The following is a 19877-nucleotide window of genomic DNA, read 5'->3' as shown; positions in this document are numbered from 1 at the left end:
CCGCAGCGCGACGCCGCTCGTTCCACCCCCGCGCACCAGCCTGCCGCGGCTGCCGTCAGGACCTTCCGACGGACGCCGGTCCGGCACCTGTCCGGTGCGCTGCCCCAGCCGAATTCCCGCTCTCTCCCCGCAAGGCTCACTGTGTTCGACGTCGCTGTCTTCGGATCCCTTTTTCTCACGCTTTTTGTGATTATGGATCCGCCCGGAATCACCCCGATCTTCCTGGCCCTCACCGCCGGCCGCCCCGCCAAGATGCAGCGCAGAATGGCGCTGCAGGCGGTCTCCGTCGCCTTCGGCGTGATCGCCGTCTTCGGCGTGCTCGGCCAGCAGATCCTGGACTACCTGCATGTCTCCGTACCCGCGCTGATGATCGCGGGCGGGCTGCTCCTGCTGCTGATCGCACTGGATCTGCTGACCGGCAAGACCGACGAGCCGACGCAGACGAAGGACGTCAACGTGGCGCTCGTACCCCTGGGTATGCCGCTGCTCGCCGGTCCCGGCGCGATCGTCTCGGTGATCCTCGCCGTGCAGCACGCCGACAGCGTGGGGAGCCAGGTCTCGGTCTGGACGGCGATCGTCGCCATGCACATCGTGCTCTGGCTGACCATGCGGTACTCGCTGCTGATCATCCGGGTCATCAAGGACGGCGGCGTCGTGCTGGTCACCAGGCTGGCCGGGATGATGCTGTCCGCCATCGCCGTGCAGCAGATCATCAACGGTGTCACCCAGGTCATCCAGAACGCCTGACCCGGCCCCGCACACCACAGCGCCCCCGCACAGTCCATCCGTGCGGGGGCGCTTCGTCTTTATGTCCGTGACGCGTTACGAAGCCGAGGTGTCGGCCGGGCGGATATAGATGCGCTGGCCCACTGCTGCGGCCTGCTGCACGATCCGGTTGACGGAGGCGGCGTCCACGACGGTGCTGTCCACGGCGGTACCGTCGACATCGTCGAGTCGCATGATCTCGAAGCGCATATGGCTTCCCTTCGTCTGATCCTCCTGCTGGAGAACTACTGGGAGGACGGGTGCCCCGTCCGCAAGGATGAGGAGCGCCAGGCTGGTTCGTCTCGCGCCCCACGGGGTGTACAACGACTTGCCCTCTGCAATGATTCCCTACGCTAAGGAAATTTTTTGGATGTCTAAGGACCAGCAGGTAACAGAACATGCGCGGACGACGGCATCCGCGACGAGGCCGGTATGAACGAGGCAGAGATCGGCGAGCGCCTGGACCGCACCAACGAGCTGCTCCAGCGCGTGCTCGCCGAGGTGTCGAAGACCCCCTCGACCCACGCGATCTTCGTGGACGCCGGCTATGTGTACGCCGCGGCCGGGCTGCTCGTCACCGGCACCGAGGACCGGCGCTCCTTCGACCTCGACTCGGAGGGGCTGATCGAGGCCTTCATCGACAAGGCCCGCACGATCTTCGCGGACAGCAGACTCCTGCGCGTGTACTGGTACGACGGAGCCAGGCGCCGGATCCACACCGTCGAGCAGCAGTCCATCGCGGAACTCCCCGACGTCAAGGTCAGACTCGGCAACCTCAACGCCAACAACCAGCAGAAGGGCGTCGATTCACTCATCCGCACCGACCTCGAATCGCTCGCCCGCCACCGCGCCATCAGTGACGCCGCACTCGTCGGCGGCGACGAGGACCTGGTGTCGGCCGTCGAGGCCGCGCAGGGGTACGGGGCCCGCGTCCACCTGTGGGGCATCGAGGCCGGGGAAGGCCGCAACCAGGCCGAACCGCTGCTCTGGGAGGTCGACAGCCAGCGCACCTTCGACCTCGACTTCTGCCGCCCCTATGTGACCAGACGCCCCGTCACCACCTACGAGGACGACTCCCCGGCGCCCTCGCGCGAGGACGTCCGCTTCGTCGGTGCGCAGATCGCCGCGACCTGGCTCTCCGCCCGCGGCCGCGACGCCCTGGCCGACCTCCTCCCCGGGCGCCCGTATCTGCCGGGCTCCGTCGACCAGGACCTGCTGGTCGAGGCCGAACGCCTGCTCCAGCACTCGCTGCGCGGCCACGCCCATCTGCGGCGGGCGCTGCGCGACGGCTTCTGGCAGCACCTTCAGTCGCAGTACTGACCCTGCCGCCGTCCGCGGATCGCCGACGCCGCCCAGGAGGGTGCTACAGGCTGTCCCAGAAGGAGATCAGCGCGGCCGCCGTCGGATCCGGCCGGTCCGTGTTGGGGGAGTGCTCGGCGCCCTCGATCCGGGTCCGGTGGGCGCCCAGCCGGTGCGCCATCGCGTCGAGCAGGGGAACCGGCCAGACGTCGTCGCGCTCGCCGGAGATCACATGGACCGGCAGCCCGGTGGCGGCGACCTCGGCCACCCGGTCGGGCTCGGTGGCCAGCGTGCGGCCGGTGGCGATCAGCTGGGCGGGCGTGTGGCGCATCCAGCGCCGCCGCAGGTCCTCGCCGTCCGTCTCGGCCTCCGCGGGCGGGTCGGAGGCGCGCATCGCCTCCCAGACCCGCTCCATGCTCATGGTCGCGAGGGCGTCACCGAGGATCTTCAGCCTGACCTGCTGGGACTCGACGACCTGGGCGGGCCCGGAGGACATCAGGGTCAGCGACCGGAACGGCGCCGGGTCGAGGATCGCCGCAGCGCGTGCGATCAGCCCGCCGAGCGAGTGCCCGAGCAGGTGGACCGCGCTGTCCCCCAGGCCGAGTGCGGCCGTCTGCGCGAGTGCGTCAAGCGCCAACTCCTCATTTTCGTAAGCTTCCTGACGGTCCGTTCCGTCGGTCTCGTACTGCCCGCGGCCGTCGACGGCGACGGCACGGTAACCGGCGTCGGCGAGCGGTTCCAGCAGGGCGATGAAGTCCTCCTTGCTGCCGGTGAAGCCGGGCAGCAGGAGAGCGGTGCCGCGTCGGGCGGTACGCGGTGAGGCGTCCAGCACGGCGAAGTCCCCGCGCGAGGTGTGCAGCGTACGGGCACGGGCGCAAGGGGGCGGAGTGAAGGTGGGTGGCCGGCTCATGGGACGAGGTTAGGGCCTGTCCGGCGGATCACGTCCGGCGGCACGGGGCCGGCCCGTGCCGTGAAACGCCCGACGGGCCCGAGGAAATCCCTCGGGCCCGTCGGGCACACTCGACGCCGGCCGGGCGGGGCGTGGCCCCGCCGGAGCCCGGCGCCGGGCTCAGCTCTCGGTCTTGGCGGCAGCCGCTCGCGGCGCCCGCCGCCTGCGCGGCTTGGCCTCGCCCTCGGCGACCGCGGCGTCCGCCACGGCCTCCGTCTTCGGCTTCGCGGCCGCACGGGTGCGACGACGCGGCCTGGCGTCCGTCTCGGGCTCGGCGATCGGTGCGATCTGGAAGTCGACCTCGTCCTCGGCCGGCTTGATCACCCGGGCACGGCGGCGCGGCTTGGTCACCGTCTTCGCCTCGGGAGCGGGCTCGGCCACGGGGGCGATCTGGAAGTCGACCTCGTCCGTCACCGGCTTCACGACCCGGGCGCGGCTGCGGCGCGGCTTCGTCGCGGCCACGGCCTCGGCCTCCACCTCGACCGTGACATCGGCCTTGGCCTTGGTCGCCCTGGCGGCCCTGGTCCTGGTCTTCGCGGCGGGCTCGGTGTCGATGACGACGACCGGGGCCTCGGCCACGTCCACCGCGGCCTCGGCCGCGATGTCCGGGGCACCGACGCGGCTGCGCCGGCGACGGCGCGGCGTACGCGGCTCCGAGGCGCTCTCGGCGGGCCCGGATACCTCGACGGCCTCCGCGGCCGGTGCGGGCACCGTGACGGCGCCCTCTTCGGCGGCCGATCCGCCCCGGGTGCGACGACGCTGACGCGGGGTGCGCGGGGGACGCTCCTCGCGGACGGCGGGCGCCGCGGCGGGGGCGGACTTGCGGCCGCGGCCGCCCGTCTCGCCGAGGTCCTCGATCTCCTCGGCCCGCAGGCCGGCACGGGTCCGCTCGGTGCGCGGCAGGACACCCTTGGTGCCGGCCGGGATGTCCAGCTCCTCGTACAGGTGCGGGGAGGTGGAGTACGTCTCGGGCGGGTCCGGGAACTTCAGGTCCAGCGCCTTGTTGATCAGCTGCCAGCGCGGGATGTCGTCCCAGTCGACCAGCGTGATCGCGATGCCCTTGGCGCCGGCGCGGCCGGTCCGGCCGATCCGGTGCAGGTAGGTCTTCTCGTCCTCGGGCGACTGGTAGTTGATGACGTGGGTGACACCCTCGACATCGATACCGCGGGCCGCGACGTCCGTGCAGACGAGCACGTCCACCTTGCCGTTGCGGAAGGCGCGCAGCGCCTGCTCGCGGGCGCCCTGGCCGAGGTCGCCGTGGACCGCGCCGGAGGCGAATCCGCGCTTCTCCAGCTGCTCGGCGATGTCGGCCGCGGTGCGCTTGGTGCGGCAGAAGATCATCGCGAGTCCGCGGCCGTTGGCCTGCAGGATGCGCGAGACCATCTCGGGCTTGTCCATCGAGTGGGCGCGGTAGACGTGCTGCGCCGTGTTCTTGACGGTGGTGCCCTCGTCGTCGGGCGAGGTGGCGTTGATGTGGGTCGGCTGCGACATGTAGCGACGCGCCAGACTGATGACCGCACCCGGCATGGTCGCCGAGAACAGCATGGTCTGCCGCTTGGCCGGCAGCATCGTGATGATGCGCTCGACGTCGGGCAGGAAGCCCAGGTCGAGCATCTCGTCGGCCTCGTCCAGGACGAGGACGCGGACGTGCGAGAGGTCGAGCTTGCGCTGGCCCGCCAGGTCGAGCAGTCGGCCCGGGGTGCCGACGACGACGTCGATGCCCTTCTTGAGGGCCTCCACCTGGGGCTCGTACGCCCGGCCGCCGTAGATCGCGAGGACGCGGACGTTACGGACCTTGCCGGCGGTCAGCAGGTCGTTGGTGACCTGCTGGCAGAGCTCGCGGGTGGGGACGACGATCAGTGCCTGCGGCGCGTCGGTCAGCTTCTCGGGCGCGGCCCGGCCCGCCTCGACGTCCGCGAGGACGGTGACGCGCTCCAGCAGCGGCAGACCGAAACCGAGGGTCTTGCCGGTGCCGGTCTTGGCCTGCCCGATGACATCGGAGCCGGAGAGCGCTACGGGGAGCGTCATCTCCTGGATGGGGAAGGGGGACGTGATGCCGACGGACTCAAGGGCCTCGGCCGTCTCGGGAAGAATCCCGAGGTCTCGGAACGTAGTCAGGGTATTGCCTCTTCTGTGAAACGCGGTCCGAGGCGAACGAAGGGGGTCGTACCGTGCCGGGGTTGGTCATCCGGCCGTGGATGGGCCGGGTGGCGCGGGACCACTGCCGTCGCTCGAGCGCTCGTGCCGCTGAGGGGGCCCCTCATCTGCGGTCGCACGTGGCGTACGCATCGCGTGGAGGGCTGTCGGGTCGGAGCCGATCGGGCCACCGACCGGGCATCCTCATTCAATTTCGCGCCACGAGCAGTTGCAAAATGCTCAGTAAGCGCAATACCACTGTACCCCGGATTCGCGCATCTGTGTTGGGCGAATTCATCGGAACGGTGTGACGTCAGTCGGCGGCCGGACCCCTCCGCCGCTCGGCGGGCGGGCTATTCTGCGCTCCATGGAGACGCCTGACAACGCCACGCAAACCCCCGCATCCACCAAAATCGCCGACCAGGACTGGGCCACCGCGTCCACGGAGCCGCAGTACCGGGCCGCCGTCGTGGACCTGCTGGGGGCACTTGCCTACGGGGAGCTGGCGGCCTTCGAGAGGCTCGCCGAGGACGCGAAACTCGCGCCGACGCTGGGTGACAAGGCGGCGCTGGCGAAGATGGCGTCCGCGGAATTCCATCACTTCGAGCGGCTGACCGACCGGCTGACGGCGATCGAGGTGGAGCCGACCGGCGCCATGGAGCCGTTCGCCAAGGCGCTCGACGACTTCCACCGCCAGACCGCGCCGTCGGACTGGCTGGAAGGCCTGGTCAAGGCCTATGTCGGTGACTCGATCGCCAGTGACTTCTACCGCGAGGTCGCGGCCCGGCTCGACTCCGACACCCGCTCCCTCGTGCTCGCCGTGCTCGACGACACGGGCCACGGCAACTTCGCCGTCGAGAAGGTGCGCGCCGCGATCGAGGCGGACCCGAGGCTCGGCGGCCGGCTCGCGCTGTGGGCACGCCGGCTGATGGGCGAGGCGCTCTCGCAGGCGCAGCGGGTGGTGGCCGACCGCGACGCGCTGTCGACCATGCTGGTGGGCGGGGTCGCCGACGGATTCGACCTGGCCGAGGTCGGCCGGATGTTCTCGCGGATCACCGAGGCGCACACCAAGCGCATGGCCACTCTGGGGCTTGCGGCCTAGGACCGCCTCGCGGGGGCCGCGGCGGCGGCGTCAGGCCGCCGCCGACCGGCTGATCCGGCGGCTGCGCGGCCGGATCAGCAGGGACACCGTCACCGCGGAGATGAGCACCGCGCCGATCAGCGTCGCCGCCGCGTGGCCGGAGCCCAGCACCGAGTGCATCAGATACAGGCCGAACAGGGCTCCCAGCGCTCCGGTGCCGAAGACGGCCCGAGGGGACGGGAGACGGGGCGACAGGGAGCGGAGCGCCGCCCAGGAGAGGGCGAGTCCCAGCACGACGGAGCCCAGGATTTCCAAGATCACAGATGATCACCTCGCAGGTACGGGGCGGGCAATTCGGTCGTAGGCGGTACTACCCCAGGGCCGCGGAACGCAACCCTCCCGCGGACAGGCTTCGCTCAGCTGTCGCACAGCAACGGCCCGCGCACCGGAACGGCTGCCACAGCAGAACGACCGGCGTGCGGGACCGCCGTCGCGCGGCTCGTACCCGGGCACGACGGAAAGCGGCCCGGCGGGGAACTCCCGCCGGGCCGCTTCCGCGGTCGCTGTGTCCGTGCGCGCCGCTACAGCGCGCCGAACCCCACCCGTCGTGTGCTGGGCTCGCCGATCTCCACGTAGGCGATCCGGTCGGCCGGCACCAGGACCTTGCGGCCCTTCTCGTCCGTGAGGCTGAGCAGCTGCGCCTTGCCGGCGAGAGCCTCGGAAACCGCGCTCTCGACCTCTTCGGCGGAAAGCCCGCTCTCCAGAACGATCTCCCGGGGCGTGTGCTGCACCCCGATCTTGACCTCCACGGCTATGTCCCTCCGACGGTCAGTCCCTGCGCGGTGAACCGCGCCGTACGCAGCACACATTAGCCCGCTGAAGGGACTGGCCAGGGGTCCGCGGGCAACGCCCGCAGCGAACACGGACGCCGGCCGCTGCGCTCAGTGCTGATCGATGCCGTGCAGCGGGAAGCCCGCGATGCCCCGCCAGGCCAGCGACGTGAGCAGCTGCACCGCAGTGTCACGCGGGATGGCGGACCGGCTGGAGAGCCAGTAGCGGGCGACCACCTGGGACACCCCGCCCAGGCCCACGGCGAGCAGCATCGACTCGTCCTTGGACAGGCCGGTGTCACCGGCGATCACGTCGGAGATCGCCTCGGCGCACTGCAGCGAGACCCGGTCGACCCGCTCGCGCACGGCGGGCTCGTTGGTCAGGTCCGACTCGAAGACCAGCCGGAAGGCGCCGCCCTCGTCCTCGACGTACGCGAAGTAGGCGTCCATCGTCGCGGCCACGCGCAGCTTGTTGTCGCTCGTCGACGCGAGCGCCGTGCGCACCGACTGGAGCAGCGACTCGCAGTGCTGGTCCAGCAGGGCCAGGTACAGCTCCAGCTTGCCCGGGAAGTGCTGATAGAGCACCGGTTTGCTGACCCCGGCCCGTTCCGCGATGTCGTCCATCGCGGCGGAGTGGTAGCCCTGCGCGACGAAGACCTCCTGGGCGGCGCCCAGGAGCTGATTGCGTCGGGCGCGACGCGGCAGGCGAGTGCCCCGCGGGCGCGCCGCCTCGGTCTGCTCGATGGCTGTCACGCCGCCTCCCAAATTTGTGATCCGACACACCGTTCCGTGCTCGCTGCGCCGTACCTCCATCGTACTTTCGGGTAACCCGGGTATGCGCGGCGCGGACGCAGAATTTCACGGACCGGACGACTGCGGTAGCCACAGATTCTCTTGACCTGTGCCGTATAGCAGGACGTATCAGCGGTAATCGTCCTCGTCGTCGGTGACGATGCGGGCCTGTTCCGCCGCGTCCGCCTCGTTCGCGCGGTTCCGGTCGAGATCCGTCAGTGGTTCGTCGCTCTCGGGGCGCAGCTCCGCCTGCTGCTCGGCGGCATCCGCCTCGGGCGTCTCCTGTCCGGGTTCGTCCGGCTGGACGTCCTCGAAGGTCTCCGGGTCACTGGGGTCGACCGTCATGGGGACTCCCTTCCTTGCCACGAGCCTAGAAGCAACGCCCCGAAGCCGCTACGCGATGTGTGACGGCGAACACATGAATCCCGGTGTGATCGTCTCGTAACATTGCCGCATGTCTTCGACCGAGCTGCCGGGAGTCCGCGCCGCCGCCGCAGCGGTGGCCCCCACGGTGAGCGCGGTCAGGGTCGCGGAGGGCGAGAGACTCCGCTCCGTGACGCTGGCCGGACTCACGCTGACCGTCCGTTCGCGGCCGCCGGAGCGGACGGGCCTGGCGCCCGCCCTCTACGTGCACGGGCTCGGCGGCTCCTCGCAGAACTGGTCGGCGCTGATGCCGCTCCTCCAGGACGTGCTGGACGGCGAGGCGGTCGATCTGCCGGGCTTCGGGGACTCTCCGCCGCCGGACGACGGCAACTACTCGGTCACCGGTCACGCCCGCGCGGTGATCCGCTTCCTGGACGCGGGGGAGCGCGGGCCCGTCCATCTGTTCGGCAACTCCCTCGGCGGCGCGGTGGCGACCCGGGTCGCGGCGGTCCGCCCCGACCTGGTGCGCACGCTCACCCTGATCTCGCCCGCGCTCCCCGAGATCCGGGTGCAGTGGTCGGCCGCGCCGACCGCACTGCTCGCCGTTCCGGGGCTCGTGTCCCTGGTCTCCCGGATGACCCGGGACTGGAGCGCGGAAGAACGCACCCGCGGAGTCATGGCACTCTGTTACGGCGATCCGGCACGGGTCTCCGAGACGGGCTTCCGCGCGGCGGTGGCCGAAATGGAGCGACGGCTGGAACTGCCGTACTTCTGGGACGCCATGGCGCGCTCGGCGCGTGGCATCGTCGATGCGTACACGCTGGGCGGTCAGCACGGGCTGTGGCGTCAGGCCGAGCGTGTGCTCGCGCCGACCCAGCTCGTGTACGGCGGACGGGACCGGCTCGTCTCGTACCGGATGGCACGCAGGGCGTCCGCGGCCTTCCGCGATTCGCGGCTGCTGACACTGCCCGACGCCGGGCACGTGGCGATGATGGAGTACCCGGAGGCGGTCGCCCAGGCGTTCCGGGAACTGCTCGACGAAGACGGCGGGAGCTGATCCGGGGCGTGGGACGACACAGTCGAAAGGGCCCTGAGGCCAAGGGGCCCGAGGCCGGGCCCGCCCCGGTGGACGCGGGCGCCGGGCGCGAGGGCACTCGGCCCGCACCCGGCAGCGGCCGGCGCAGGCGGCCGGGCGAGGTGCCATCGGGCACCGGTGGCCACACCCCGTTCCAGGGCGTTCCCCAGGTGCGCGGCGGTCACCCCGAACAACATGAACCCGGCGGTGGCTGGGGCACCGGGCCGATCGAGCGGCCGGGCACGCCGGGCGGCGTCCCCGGCCGCACCGGTGTCCAGGCACCGGCACAGGCGCGTCCGCAGGTACCGCGGAACGCGCAGGGGGCCGGCACCAAGCCGCTGATACCGGGACCGCGACGGGAGTTCGTCGAGGCCTTCGACGCCCCGTCCGCATCCCGCGGCCCGGCACCTGAACCGGCCGCCCCCGCCGATCCGTGCAGCTCCGTCAGCGACCGGGACGAGCGGCCGCCGGGCGGCGAGGACGCCCCCAAGGACTCCAAGGACCCCAAGGACTCCAGGGGCGGCAGGGGCCGCACCTTCACCGGTATCGCGGCCGCCGCGGTGACCACGGTGCTCGCGGTGGTCGTGGCGGGCCAGGTCACCCACGACAGCGGCGGCCGGACCAGTGCCGCGCAGCCCGCGGGCGTCGACCGCGACGGCACCGACGACACCTCCCGTTCGGACAACAGGAATACCCCCGCGCCCAAGGTGGTGCTCAAGCCCCTTTCGTACGAGCAGAAAATGGCCAAGGCCTATCCGCTGGCACCGAAGCTCAAGGGTTCGGGGAAATTCGAAGCCGTACCCGGTGAGGCGAAGGCTCCGGGCAAGGGGCGCAAGTACCGCTACCGGATCGACGTCGAGAAGGGGCTCGGGCTCGACTCCGCGCTCTTTGCCGAGGCGGTCCAGAAAACTCTTAATGATGAACGGAGTTGGGCACACGACGGGGAGATGACCTTCGAAAGGATTTCCACCGGCGAGCCGGATTTCGTGATCACGCTGGCCAGTCCGGGAACCACCGGAGTCTGGTGCGAGAAATCCGGGCTGGACACGACGCAGGACAACGTCTCGTGCGACTCCGCCGCCACCGAGCGCGTGATGATCAACGCCTATCGCTGGGCCCAGGGGTCCTCCACCTTCGGCCCTGACAAGCTCTACTCCTACCGCCAGATGCTGATCAACCACGAGGTGGGCCACCGGCTGGGGCACAACCATGTGAGCTGCGGCACGCCGGGCGCGCTCGCTCCGGTGATGCAGCAGCAGACCAAATCGCTGAATATCGACGGTATCAAGTGCCGCGCCAACGCCTGGGTGCATCCGGTCGGTTGAGCCCGGACCGCGTCCGCGCGAGCGGTCGCGGGTCCGGTGGCCGGGGGCCGGTGTCCGGACCGGTGGGGATGCTCCCCCCGGGACACCTGTCCGAATAGTGAGACCGTCGTCTCGTATCGCGTTGACATCGTGAGGGCCGTCGCTCATATTTCTCGGCATGTCACGCAGCCTCGTCACCTTCGATCGCGCCGCCATTGAGCTGGCGCTCATCGGTGTGACCGGGCACAGTGTCGCCGACGTCGACTGTTGCTGACGCCTGCCCGAGTGCGCGTCGGCCCCTCCCGCCCGAGCCCTGATGGGCCGGCCGGATGACTTTCCGACTGCCGCACCGGGCGTATTCCGTCCGCAGGCGCGGCAGTTTCCAGTGTTCCGGTCCCTGTACCGACCGGTCGTGTGCACATGTCTCTCGTCGCCGCCTGCACGGATTCGTTTCTGTTTCCTTCATTCAGGCAGTTCTCCGAGAGGTCACCTTCCGATGCGTCAACCGTCCGTCATATCGCGCCGCGTAGCAGCGGCCGCCGCAGTACTCGCCGTGGCCGCGGGCGCCGCGGCCTGCGGGCCCGAGGGCAGCAGCAAGGGCGGCGACGGCAGCTCCGGCGCGGCGGGCGCGCCCAAGAAGGGCGGCACGCTCACCGTCCTCAACAGCGCCCCCCAGGAGGACTTCGACCCCGCCCGGCTCTACACCTCCGGCGGCGGCAACGTCCCCTCGCTCGTCTTCCGCACGCTCACCACCCGCAACCGTGAGGACGGCGCGGCCGGCTCGAAGGTCGTCCCCGACCTCGCGACCGACCTGGGCACGCCCAGCAAGAACGCCACCGTCTGGACGTACACGCTCAAGGACAACCTCAAGTACGAGGACGGCACCGCGATCACGAGTGCCGACATCAAGTACGGCATCGAGCGCTCCTTCGCGGCCGAGCTCTCCGGCGGCGCGCCCTACCTGCGCGACTGGCTGATCGGCGGGGCCGGCTACCAGGGCCCGTACAAGGACAAGAAGGGCCTCGACTCGATTCTGACGCCCGACGCGAAGACGATCGTCTTCCACCTCAACAAGCCCGAGGGCGAGTTCCCCTTCCTGGCCACCCAGACCCAGACCACTCCCGTGCCGAAGGCCAAGGACACCGGCACGAAGTACGAGGAGCACCCGCTGTCCTCCGGCCCGTACAAGGTCGTCAAGAACGAGGGCGACGGCGAGCGCCTCACCCTGGAACGCAACACCTACTGGTCGGCCGGCACCGACGAGGAGCGCAAGGCCTACCCCGACCGGATCGACGTCCGCTCCGGGCTCGACTCCGCCGTCATCAACCAGCGGCTGTCCGCCTCGCAGGGCGCCGACGCCGCGGCCGTCACCACCGACACCAACCTCGGCCCGGCCGAGCTCGCCAAGGTCAGCGGTGACAAGAAGCTTGCGGCCCGGGTCGGCACCGGCCACTTCGGCTACACCAACTACATCGCCTTCAACCCGAAGGTGAAGCCGTTCGACAACCCGAAGGTGCGCCAGGCGATCTCGTACGCCGTGGACCGCAGCTCCGTCGTCAACGCCGCGGGCGGCTCCTCGCTCGCCGAGCCCGCCACCACCTTCCTGCCCGACCAGGCGTCGTTCGGCTACACGCCGTACGACGCCTTCCCGGCCGGCAAGACCGGCAACGCGGCCAAGGCGAAGGAACTGCTGAAGGAGGCCGGCTACCCCAAGGGGCTGACCGTCACCCTCACGCACAACAACGAGAAGAACTTCGCGACCAGCCCGGAGATCGCCACCGCGCTCCAGGAGGCGCTGAAGAAGGCCGGGATCACCGTCAAGCTCCGCGGCCTGGAGTCCAACGCCTACTCGGACACCGTCTACAACGTGAAGACCGAGCCGGGCTTCTTCCTCGGCGGCTGGGGCGCCGACTGGCCCTCCGGCGGACCGTTCTTCGCCCCGATCTTCGACGGACGCCAGATCGTCAGGGCCGGGTACAACTTCAACTCCGGCCAGCTGAACGACCCCGCGGTCAACAAGGAGATCGACGAGATCAACAAGCTGACCGACCTGAGCGCCGCCGCCAAGCGCTGGGGTGCGCTCGACAAGAAGGTCGGTGAGCAGGCGCTGACCGTTCCGCTGTTCCACCCGGTCTACAAGCGCCTGTACGGCGAGTCCGTCAGAAACGTCGTGATCAGCGACTGGACCGGCGTGCTCGACATCTCGCAGGTCGCGGTCAAGTAGCCATGACCGAAGCACTGCTGGTCAAGGAGGCGGGGGCCGTCGCGGCCCCCGCCTCCGGGGCCCATCCGTTCTGGCGACGGCTGCGTACCCGGCGCTCGGCCCTCGTGGCCGCCGCCGTCGTCGCCCTGCTGGTCCTGACCGCGCTCGCCGCACCGCTGCTCGCGGGCATCGAGGGCCAGAACCCCACCACGTACCACCCGGATCTCGTCGACTCCGCCACCGGCGGGGTGCCGCTCGGCTCCTTCGGCGGGATCAGCGCCGAGCACTGGCTCGGCGTCGAACCGCTCACCGGGCGCGACCTCTTCGCCCGCGTCGTGCACGGCGCCCGGGTCTCGCTCGGCGTCGCGCTCGGCGCGACCCTGCTCCAGGTGGCCATCGGCCTCGTCGTCGGCCTCGCGGCCGGTCTCGGCAACCGCCTCGTCGACCAGGTGTTCAGCCGGATCACCGATGTCATGGTCGCCCTGCCGGTCATGGTGGCCGCCCTCGGCGCGCTCGCCGTCGTCCCGGCCGGGTTCCCGCGCCCGGTGCTGATCGCCCTGCTCGTCGGCCTGGTCGGCTGGACCCACATCTCCAAGATCGTGCGCGCCAAGACCCTCGCCCTGAAATCGCTCGACCACGTCGCGGCGGCCCGGCTCAGCGGCTGGGGTTCCTGGCAGATCGCCCGGCGTGAGCTGCTGCCCGCGCTGGCGGCGCCCGTCATCACCTACGCCGTACTGCTCTTCCCCGCCAACATCGTCGTCGAGGCCGCCCTGTCCTTCCTCGGCGTCGGCATCAAGCCGCCCACGCCGTCCTGGGGGCAGATGCTCAGCGACGCCGACACCTGGTACCAGGCCGCGCCCACCTATCTGCTGATCCCGGCCGGGCTGCTCTTCGTCACCGTGCTGGCGCTCACCGTCCTCGGCGAGGGCGTGCGCACCGCGCTCGACCCGCGCGCCGCCTCCCGGCTGCGGATCGGCACCGGCGCGAAGAAGGAGGCCGGAGCATGACGTGGTTCCTGCTGCGGCGCCTCGGCGGGGCGCTCTTCGTCCTGCTCGCCCTCAGCCTCGTCGTCTACGCCGCCTTCTACGTGGCACCGGGCAACGTCGCACAGATCGCCTGCGGCCCCCGCTGCTCGCCCGCTCAGGTCGCCCAGGTCAGCGGACAACTGCGCCTCGACGACCCGGTGTACGTGCAGTACGCGCACTTCCTCCAGAGCCTGGTCGCCGGCCGCGACTACTCCACCGGAACCGGTGTGGTGCACTGCCAGGCCCCTTGCCTCGGACTCTCCTACCAGAGCGGCCAGCAGGTCACCCAGCTGATCGTCGCCAAGCTGCCGGCCACCGTCTCGCTCGCGGTCGGCGCCTTCGTGCTGTGGATGCTGCTCGGGGTCGGCACCGGACTGCTCTCGGTGTGGCGGCGCGGCCGCGCCACCGAACGCATCCTCACCGGGATCACCCTGGCCGGCATGGCCACACCGGTCTTCGTGATCGGCCTGCTGCTGATCATCATCTGCGTCACGGCGCTCCAGATCCTGCCGTTCCCGGATTACGTCCCCTTCACCGAGGACCCGGAGCAGTGGGCCTGGAACCTCGTACTGCCCTGGATCTCCCTGGCTCTCGTCTCCGCCGCCCCGTACGCCCGGATGACCCGGTCCTCGATGCTGGAGACGCTCGCCGAGGACCATGTGCGCACCTTCAGGGCGTACGGGGTCAGCGAGCGCGTGATCGTCGGACGGCACGCCCTGCGCGGCGCGCTCGCCCCGGTGATCGCGCTCGGCGCACTGGACATCGGCTCGATGTTCGGCGGCGCCGTGCTCACCGAGTCCCTCTTCGGGATTCCGGGCGTCGGCCGCGAACTCGTCGCAGCCGTACGGAACGTGGACCTCCCGGTCGTCGTCGGTCTGGTGCTCGTCACCGGGTTCTTCGTCGTCCTTGCCAATGCCGTCGCGGACATCCTGCAGGCGATGGCCGACCGACGGGTGGTGCTGTCATGAGTCTCGTCGAGGTCACCGATCTCTCGATCTCGTTCGGCGACGTACAGGCGGTGCGCGGGCTGTCGTTCTCACTGGAGGCGGGCGGCGCGCTCGGCGTCGTCGGCGAGTCCGGCTCCGGCAAGAGCGCGTCCGCGTACGCCCTGCTCGGGCTGCACCGGGGGACGGGCGCCCGGGTCGGCGGTTCGATCCGGGTCGCCGGTGTGGACGTCCACACCGCCGACGACACGGAACTGCGCGGGCTGCGCGGGGCGAAGGCCGCGATGGTCTTCCAGGACCCGCTCTCCTCGCTGGACCCGTACTACGCCGTCGGCGACCAGATCGCCCAGGTGTACCGCGTCCACAACCGGGTCTCCCGGCGGGCGGCCCGGACCAGGGCCGTCGAGGTGCTGGACCGGGTCGGGATCCCGGACGCGGTACGCCGCTCCCGGTCCCGGCCGCACGAGTTCTCCGGCGGAATGCGGCAACGGGCGCTGATCGCGATGGCGCTGGCCTGCGAGCCGCAGCTGCTGATCGCCGACGAGCCCACCACCGCGCTCGACGTCACCGTCCAGGCCCAGATCCTCGACCTGCTGCACAACCTGCGCCGGGAGACGGGCATGGGGCTGCTGCTGGTCACCCATGACGTGGGCGTGGCGGCGGAGTCGGTGGACGAGGTACTGGTCATGCGGTCCGGCCTCGCGGTGGAGCGGGGGCCGGTGGCCCAGGTCCTCGGTGCCCCGCGCGAGCCCTACACGAAGGCGTTGCTGTCGGCGGTGCCACGCATCGCTCCGGAGCCGGGCGGCCCGGCCGCCGGGACCGGGCGCGCGGTCCCCGACGGGGCCGAGGTGCTCGTCGAGGCCGACGGGGTGCGGCAGGTGTTCGGCCGGGGGAAGTCCGCCCTGGCCGCCGTCGACGGCGTCTCCCTCACCGTCCGCCACGGCGAGACGCTCGGCATCGTCGGGGAGAGCGGCAGCGGCAAGACCACCCTCGGGCGGATGCTCGTCGGTCTGCTGGAACCCACCTCCGGCCGGCTCACCCGGGTGGACCGGGTCCAGATGGTCTTCCAGGACCCGGTCTCCTCGCTCAACCCGCGCCGCTCCGTGGGCGAGTCCGTCGCCGACCCGCTACGGGCGCGCGGGCAGCGTGACGAGGGCGCGATCAGGGCGCGCGTCCGGGAACTGCTGGAGCGCGTCGGGCTCGACCCGGAGCAGTACGACCGCTACCCGCACGAGTTCAGCGGCGGACAGCGCCAACGCGTCGGCATCGCACGGGCGCTGGCCGCCGAACCGAGGCTGATCGTCTGCGACGAGGCGGTCTCCGCCCTCGACGTGACGACCCAGGCCCAGGTGACCGCGCTGCTGGCCGAGCTCCAGCGGGAACTGGGACTCGCGCTGGTCTTCATCGCGCACGATCTCGCGGTCGTACGCCAGGTCAGCGACCGGGTGGCCGTCATGCGCCACGGCCGGATCGTCGAGGAGGGCCCGGTGGAGCAGGTGTACGGAGAGCCCCGCGACCCGTACACCAAGCAGCTCCTGGCGGCCGTGCCGGCGCTCGATCCGGCACTCGCGGCGGTCCGCCGCGCGGCTCGCGCGGAGCTGACCGCGGCCTGACCGTACGTAATCGACCGCCTCTATAGCGCGACGGAACGCCGCGGGGGCGGGAAAGTTACGACGGTTCACCCCTTTCGGTGGTGCGACGGACAACCGTCCGTCGCACCACCGGCGTATCCGCTTACGGTCGTCCCGCTGTGAGTCGCCGTTCCAACGGTGGCCGCCCACAAGGGAGATCGGGGGTGTACTCGTGCGGATCGGACTCCTCACCGACGGTGGTTATCCGTATGCGACCGGTGAGTCCAGACTCTGGTGCGACCGTCTGGTGCGCGGACTCGCGCAACACGAGTTCGATCTCTTCGCGCTCAGCCGCACCGCTGAACAGGAGGCGCGTGGCTGGGTCCAGCTCCCTTTCCAGGTGAGCCGGGTACGGACGGCGCCGCTGTGGATCGCCGACGAGGACACCCTGGGACTGCACGCCCCCAGGCGGCTGCTTTCGCGACTGCTGACCGGCGGCGGCGCGCGCTCCTACGGGCGGCGTGAACGACGGCGCTTCACCACCCACTTCACCGCGCTCGCGACCGCGGTCTGCGCCGCTGGTGCGACCGGCGGCGAGCGGGGAGACGCCGGTGGGCCCGCCGGTCCCGGGGAATCCGCCGAGCCCGGCGGATACGGCGACGGGGGACGCGCCGCCGCCGGTGCCGGGGACGCGCGGTTCACCGAAGGCCTCTACGGTCTCGCCGAACTGGCCTGCGAACACGGCGGACTTCCCGCGGCGCTCCGCTCCGAGACCGCGGTACGGATCCTGGAGGCGGCCTGCCGTGCGCCCGGCACCGGCCGCACCGTCCAGGCCGCCACCGTCCCCGACCTCCTCGCCTTCGCCGCGGAGCTCGACCGGGTGCTCCGTCCGCTCTCCCTCGACTGGTACGACGAGGAGAGCCTCGGTGCCGTGGACCTCTGCCACGCCACCTCGGGAGGTGCCGCCGCCCTGCCCGGTCTGCTGGCCAAACGCTTCTTCGGCGTGCCGCTGCTGGTCACCGAGCACTCCGTGCAACTGCGGTCGCACTACCTCGCGGCGGCCGGCACCCCGCTCAGTGCGCCGGTGCGCGCCCTGCTTGCGAACTTCCACGGCCGGCTCGCCGCCGAGGTGTACCGCCAGGCCGCGCTCATCACCCCCGGCAATACGCACGCCCGCCGCTGGCAGGAGCGCTGCGGTGCGGAACCCGCCAAGGTGCGCACGGTCTACCCCGGCATGGAGTCCGGCCGGTTCGCCGCGCTGGGCGAGAACGAGGGCGACGGCGGCCCGGACACCCTGGTGTGGGTCGGCCGGATCGAGCCCGCAAAGGATCTGGTCGCCCTGCTGCACGCCTTCGCGGAGGTGCGCAGGGCCGAACCGGACGCCCGGCTGCGGATCATCGGCGCGGCCGCCCAGGGGTCGGAGGGGGCCACCTATCTCGCGCACTGCCGGGCACTCGCCGCCCAGCTCTTCCCGGACGAGGCCGCCGACGCGCACGCCGTCGGCGACAACCCGGTCTCCTTCGAGGACATCGGCGGGGCCGAGGTCCCCGACCTCGCCCAGGCGTACGCGGCCGGGGGGGTCGTGGTGCTCTCCAGCGTGGTCGAGGGCTTCCCGATCAGCCTGGTCGAGGCGATGTTCTGCGGCCGGGCCACGGTCTCGACGGACGTCGGCGCGGTCGTCGAGGTCATCGGCGGGACGGGGCTCGTGGTGCCGCCGCGCAATCCCAGGGCGCTCGCGGACGCCTGTCTGGCACTGCTGCGCGACCCGGAGCGCCGTGCGCGCCTGGGCGCGGCGGCCCGCGCCCGCGCGCTCGAACTCTTCACGGTCGAACAGAACCTCGCGGCGTTTCGCGGCATCTACCTGGAGCTGATCGCCCGGGCGCCGGTGCGCCGGGAGGCGGCGACGGTGAACGCGGACGGCGGACCGCGCCCCTTCGCCACCCCTCCGGAGGCCCACGTCCTCGGCCTGTGGCCGGAGCCCGACGAGGCACTCGCCCCGGGGCCGGCCGAGCGCACGCCCAGCTGGGCCGGGCGCGGAGTCTGCGCGGGAGCGCGCGGAGCGGGGGGCCGCGATGCGTGACCAGGAAGCGGCCGGGCCGGGCCGCCGTAGCGACCGGTCCGGGCCGCCCGGCGCCCCCGGTGAAGAACACGGAGGAACCACGATGGGCCGCCCGACCGAGGTGCCCGGCACACCGACGACCGGCAGCGGCTGGGACCCCCGCTCGCGGGCGCTGGTCTCCGATTCGCCGGCCGTCGACGTCTCCGAACCGTCCTGGGGGCCGGCTGCCCTCCAGGACGCGTCGGCGGACGGCGGGACCGTGGCCGGTCCGGTGGCCGCAGCGGCAGGAAGCCCCCCGGCGGAGACGGCACCACAAGGCTCCCCGGAGCGCGGAACACACCCCTGCGCCCGCGCACCCGAGATCGCGCACGCCGCCCCGGCGCGCAAGCTCAGCACCGGGCGGCGCGGTCCGGCCGACCCCGTGAAGTCGCTCATGCACCGGCACCGCGAACTCTGCGAGCGGGCCGTCGATCCGCTGGAGATCGCCGCCGGGCTCGAAGCCCACGGTGTCACCGACCGCACCGCCGCCCGCTACCGGCACCGCGATGTGTTCTCGCTCGCCGAGGAGCTGTTCGCACGGGTACCGGGCCGCGCGGGGGAGCCCGCCGGAGCGCTCTCCGCTCCGGCGCATGACATCCGCACGCGCGCCGCATGGTCGCTCCGGGCGCTGCTGCCGGGCGCCGCCTGCCTGGCCACCCTCGTCTCACTGCGGCTCACCGACGGGATGCTCGGCGGCGAGGCGCGGCTCGCCATCGGCAGCGGCGGCGCGCTCCTGGCGTTCATCGGGCTCGCCCTCGCCCTGCGCACCGGCCCGCTCTCCACCGGCGGCCGCTCCGCGGGCGCCGCCAACCTGTACGGCTGCTGGCTCATCGGCTACGCCCTGTACGGCGAGGCCCTGCTCCAGCAGGTCATCAGCGGCGGCCCCGAAGGCCCCTGGGCGCTCACCCCGGCGCCGCTGCTCGGGCTCGCGATGGCGGTCGCGCCGGCGGCCTGGTGCGCACACTTCTTCTCGCTGCACGCACACCGCAAACTCAACGGCAGCCATGCGCTGGAGGAGTTCGCGGCAGGCGTGCGCCCCCTGCTCTTCGGTGCCGTCGCGTTCTTCCTCTGCGTCGTCACCGGGCTGCTCTGCCTGGCCGGCCTCGGGACCGGGGGCGGCGTCCCCGTCGGGGCCGCCGGCCTCGGGGTACTGCTCCTGTTGGCCCGGCTCCTCACCGTCCACGGCTTCCCCGAACCGGCCGCCACCGGACTCGCCGCCGCCTGCGCCGTCGAGGCCGCCGCCCCCGCCCTGGTCCTGGCCGGGCGGCTGCCCGGTCTCCACGCCCTCGCCCGGCCCGTCGACGCCCTCGTGGAGGCGGCGGGCACCGGCGCCGTACCCGCCATGGCCTGCGGCGCGGCCGCACTCGGCCTGCTGACCACCGCCACCGTCGCTCTCTCCCGAGCATCCGCCCACACCGCCGCCTGACGCACGTCAACAGCCC

General features: G+C 71.7%; 19 protein-coding genes. 12 read left to right on the top strand and 7 right to left on the bottom strand.

The features are described from left to right. Nucleotides 1-141: 141 nt before the first annotated feature. Nucleotides 142-747 carry a MarC family protein gene (locus OG322_RS11405; RefSeq protein ID WP_123461489.1) on the top strand — a complete coding sequence of 202 codons (606 nt, stop codon included), beginning with the start codon at nt 142-144 and terminating at the stop codon, nt 745-747. A gap of 75 nt (nt 748-822) precedes the next feature. On the opposite strand, the gene OG322_RS11400 is transcribed toward OG322_RS11405, so the two are convergent. After that, nucleotides 823-975, bottom strand: coding sequence for a hypothetical protein (locus tag OG322_RS11400; protein ID WP_164494399.1), 153 nt, complete (start codon nt 973-975; stop codon nt 823-825). Between the two features lie 222 nt (nt 976-1197). Between OG322_RS11400 and OG322_RS11395 the strand changes: the two genes are divergently transcribed. After that, a complete protein-coding gene (locus OG322_RS11395) occupies nt 1198-2085 on the top strand; it encodes an NYN domain-containing protein (protein WP_123461490.1) in 888 nt (295 codons plus the stop codon). Between the two features lie 43 nt (nt 2086-2128). Here the strand turns inward: OG322_RS11395 and OG322_RS11390 are convergent, their stop codons facing one another. Continuing rightward, complete coding sequence (locus OG322_RS11390; protein ID WP_123461491.1) at nt 2129-2974, bottom strand: alpha/beta fold hydrolase; 846 nt, start codon at nt 2972-2974, stop codon at nt 2129-2131. A 159-nt stretch (nt 2975-3133) separates the two neighbouring features. Then, complete coding sequence (locus OG322_RS11385; protein WP_185095391.1) at nt 3134-5041, bottom strand: DEAD/DEAH box helicase; 1908 nt, start codon at nt 5039-5041, stop codon at nt 3134-3136. 475 nt (nt 5042-5516) lie between these two features. Here OG322_RS11385 and OG322_RS11380 point away from each other — a divergent pair, with 475 nt between their 5' ends. Beyond that, nucleotides 5517-6251, top strand: a complete 735-nt coding sequence (locus OG322_RS11380; RefSeq protein WP_123461493.1) for a ferritin-like fold-containing protein — start codon at nt 5517-5519, stop codon at nt 6249-6251. 30 nt (nt 6252-6281) lie between these two features. Here the strand turns inward: OG322_RS11380 and OG322_RS11375 are convergent, their stop codons facing one another. From OG322_RS11375 to OG322_RS11360, 4 genes are all read right to left on the bottom strand, one after another. Further along, nucleotides 6282-6551, bottom strand: a complete 270-nt coding sequence (locus tag OG322_RS11375) for a hypothetical protein (protein ID WP_123461494.1) — start codon at nt 6549-6551, stop codon at nt 6282-6284. Nucleotides 6552-6811: 260 nt separating this feature from the next. Then, nucleotides 6812-7039: a DUF3107 domain-containing protein gene (locus OG322_RS11370; protein WP_024490505.1), complete on the bottom strand. Its 228-nt coding sequence runs from the start codon at nt 7037-7039 to the stop codon at nt 6812-6814. A gap of 132 nt (nt 7040-7171) precedes the next feature. Beyond that, a complete protein-coding gene (locus tag OG322_RS11365; RefSeq protein ID WP_123461495.1) occupies nt 7172-7813 on the bottom strand; it encodes a TetR/AcrR family transcriptional regulator in 642 nt (213 codons plus the stop codon). Between the two features lie 168 nt (nt 7814-7981). Beyond that, nucleotides 7982-8197, bottom strand: coding sequence for a hypothetical protein (locus OG322_RS11360; RefSeq protein WP_123461496.1), 216 nt, complete (start codon nt 8195-8197; stop codon nt 7982-7984). A 109-nt stretch (nt 8198-8306) separates the two neighbouring features. Here OG322_RS11360 and OG322_RS11355 point away from each other — a divergent pair, with 109 nt between their 5' ends. The 9 genes from OG322_RS11355 (at nt 8307) to OG322_RS11315 (ending at nt 19861) form a co-directional block, all read left to right on the top strand. Beyond that, nucleotides 8307-9272 carry an alpha/beta fold hydrolase gene (locus OG322_RS11355; RefSeq protein ID WP_123461497.1) on the top strand — a complete coding sequence of 322 codons (966 nt, stop codon included), beginning with the start codon at nt 8307-8309 and terminating at the stop codon, nt 9270-9272. Nucleotides 9273-9280: 8 nt separating this feature from the next. After that, complete coding sequence (locus OG322_RS11350; RefSeq protein WP_266411005.1) at nt 9281-10615, top strand: DUF3152 domain-containing protein; 1335 nt, start codon at nt 9281-9283, stop codon at nt 10613-10615. A gap of 157 nt (nt 10616-10772) precedes the next feature. Then, the gene (locus OG322_RS11345) at nt 10773-10868 is read left to right on the top strand and encodes an Ms4533A family Cys-rich leader peptide (protein ID WP_311316959.1); all 96 of its coding nucleotides are present in this window, start codon (nt 10773-10775) and stop codon (nt 10866-10868) included. Nucleotides 10869-11090: 222 nt separating this feature from the next. Further along, complete coding sequence (locus OG322_RS11340) at nt 11091-12818, top strand: ABC transporter substrate-binding protein (RefSeq protein WP_123461499.1); 1728 nt, start codon at nt 11091-11093, stop codon at nt 12816-12818. 2 nt (nt 12819-12820) lie between these two features. After that, nucleotides 12821-13804 carry an ABC transporter permease gene (locus OG322_RS11335; RefSeq protein ID WP_123461500.1) on the top strand — a complete coding sequence of 328 codons (984 nt, stop codon included), beginning with the start codon at nt 12821-12823 and terminating at the stop codon, nt 13802-13804. Then, nucleotides 13801-14790, top strand: coding sequence for an ABC transporter permease (locus tag OG322_RS11330; protein ID WP_124284980.1), 990 nt, complete (start codon nt 13801-13803; stop codon nt 14788-14790). Before OG322_RS11335 ends, OG322_RS11330 begins: the two co-directional genes overlap by 4 nt. Continuing rightward, nucleotides 14787-16379 carry an ABC transporter ATP-binding protein gene (locus OG322_RS11325; protein WP_329306376.1) on the top strand — a complete coding sequence of 531 codons (1593 nt, stop codon included), beginning with the start codon at nt 14787-14789 and terminating at the stop codon, nt 16377-16379. The genes OG322_RS11330 and OG322_RS11325 overlap by 4 nt, the downstream gene beginning before the upstream one ends. A gap of 190 nt (nt 16380-16569) precedes the next feature. Then, nucleotides 16570-18417, top strand: a complete 1848-nt coding sequence (locus OG322_RS11320) for a glycosyltransferase (RefSeq protein WP_329306375.1) — start codon at nt 16570-16572, stop codon at nt 18415-18417. 82 nt (nt 18418-18499) lie between these two features. Continuing rightward, nucleotides 18500-19861, top strand: coding sequence for a hypothetical protein (locus tag OG322_RS11315; protein WP_260146795.1), 1362 nt, complete (start codon nt 18500-18502; stop codon nt 19859-19861). Nucleotides 19862-19877 lie beyond the last annotated feature (16 nt).

Source organism: Streptomyces sp. NBC_01260 (assembly GCF_036226405.1).
GTDB classification, from domain to species: Bacteria; Actinomycetota; Actinomycetes; order Streptomycetales; family Streptomycetaceae; genus Streptomyces; species Streptomyces laculatispora.
This window is presented reverse-complemented; position numbering and strand designations above follow the sequence as displayed.

Coding starts and splice junctions, on each gene's coding strand:
- OG322_RS11400 (WP_164494399.1), bottom strand. CDS start 975: ATGCGCTTCGAGATCATGCGACTCGACGATGTCGACGGTACCGCCGTG.
- OG322_RS11395 (WP_123461490.1), top strand. CDS start 1,198: ATGAACGAGGCAGAGATCGGCGAGCGCCTGGACCGCACCAACGAGCTG.
- OG322_RS11390 (WP_123461491.1), bottom strand. CDS start 2,974: ATGAGCCGGCCACCCACCTTCACTCCGCCCCCTTGCGCCCGTGCCCGT.
- OG322_RS11385 (WP_185095391.1), bottom strand. CDS start 5,041: ATGACGCTCCCCGTAGCGCTCTCCGGCTCCGATGTCATCGGGCAGGCC.
- OG322_RS11380 (WP_123461493.1), top strand. CDS start 5,517: ATGGAGACGCCTGACAACGCCACGCAAACCCCCGCATCCACCAAAATC.
- OG322_RS11360 (WP_123461496.1), bottom strand. CDS start 8,197: ATGACGGTCGACCCCAGTGACCCGGAGACCTTCGAGGACGTCCAGCCG.
- OG322_RS11355 (WP_123461497.1), top strand. CDS start 8,307: ATGTCTTCGACCGAGCTGCCGGGAGTCCGCGCCGCCGCCGCAGCGGTG.
- OG322_RS11345 (WP_311316959.1), top strand. CDS start 10,773: ATGTCACGCAGCCTCGTCACCTTCGATCGCGCCGCCATTGAGCTGGCG.
- OG322_RS11340 (WP_123461499.1), top strand. CDS start 11,091: ATGCGTCAACCGTCCGTCATATCGCGCCGCGTAGCAGCGGCCGCCGCA.
- OG322_RS11335 (WP_123461500.1), top strand. CDS start 12,821: ATGACCGAAGCACTGCTGGTCAAGGAGGCGGGGGCCGTCGCGGCCCCC.
- OG322_RS11330 (WP_124284980.1), top strand. CDS start 13,801: ATGACGTGGTTCCTGCTGCGGCGCCTCGGCGGGGCGCTCTTCGTCCTG.
- OG322_RS11325 (WP_329306376.1), top strand. CDS start 14,787: ATGAGTCTCGTCGAGGTCACCGATCTCTCGATCTCGTTCGGCGACGTA.
- OG322_RS11315 (WP_260146795.1), top strand. CDS start 18,500: ATGGGCCGCCCGACCGAGGTGCCCGGCACACCGACGACCGGCAGCGGC.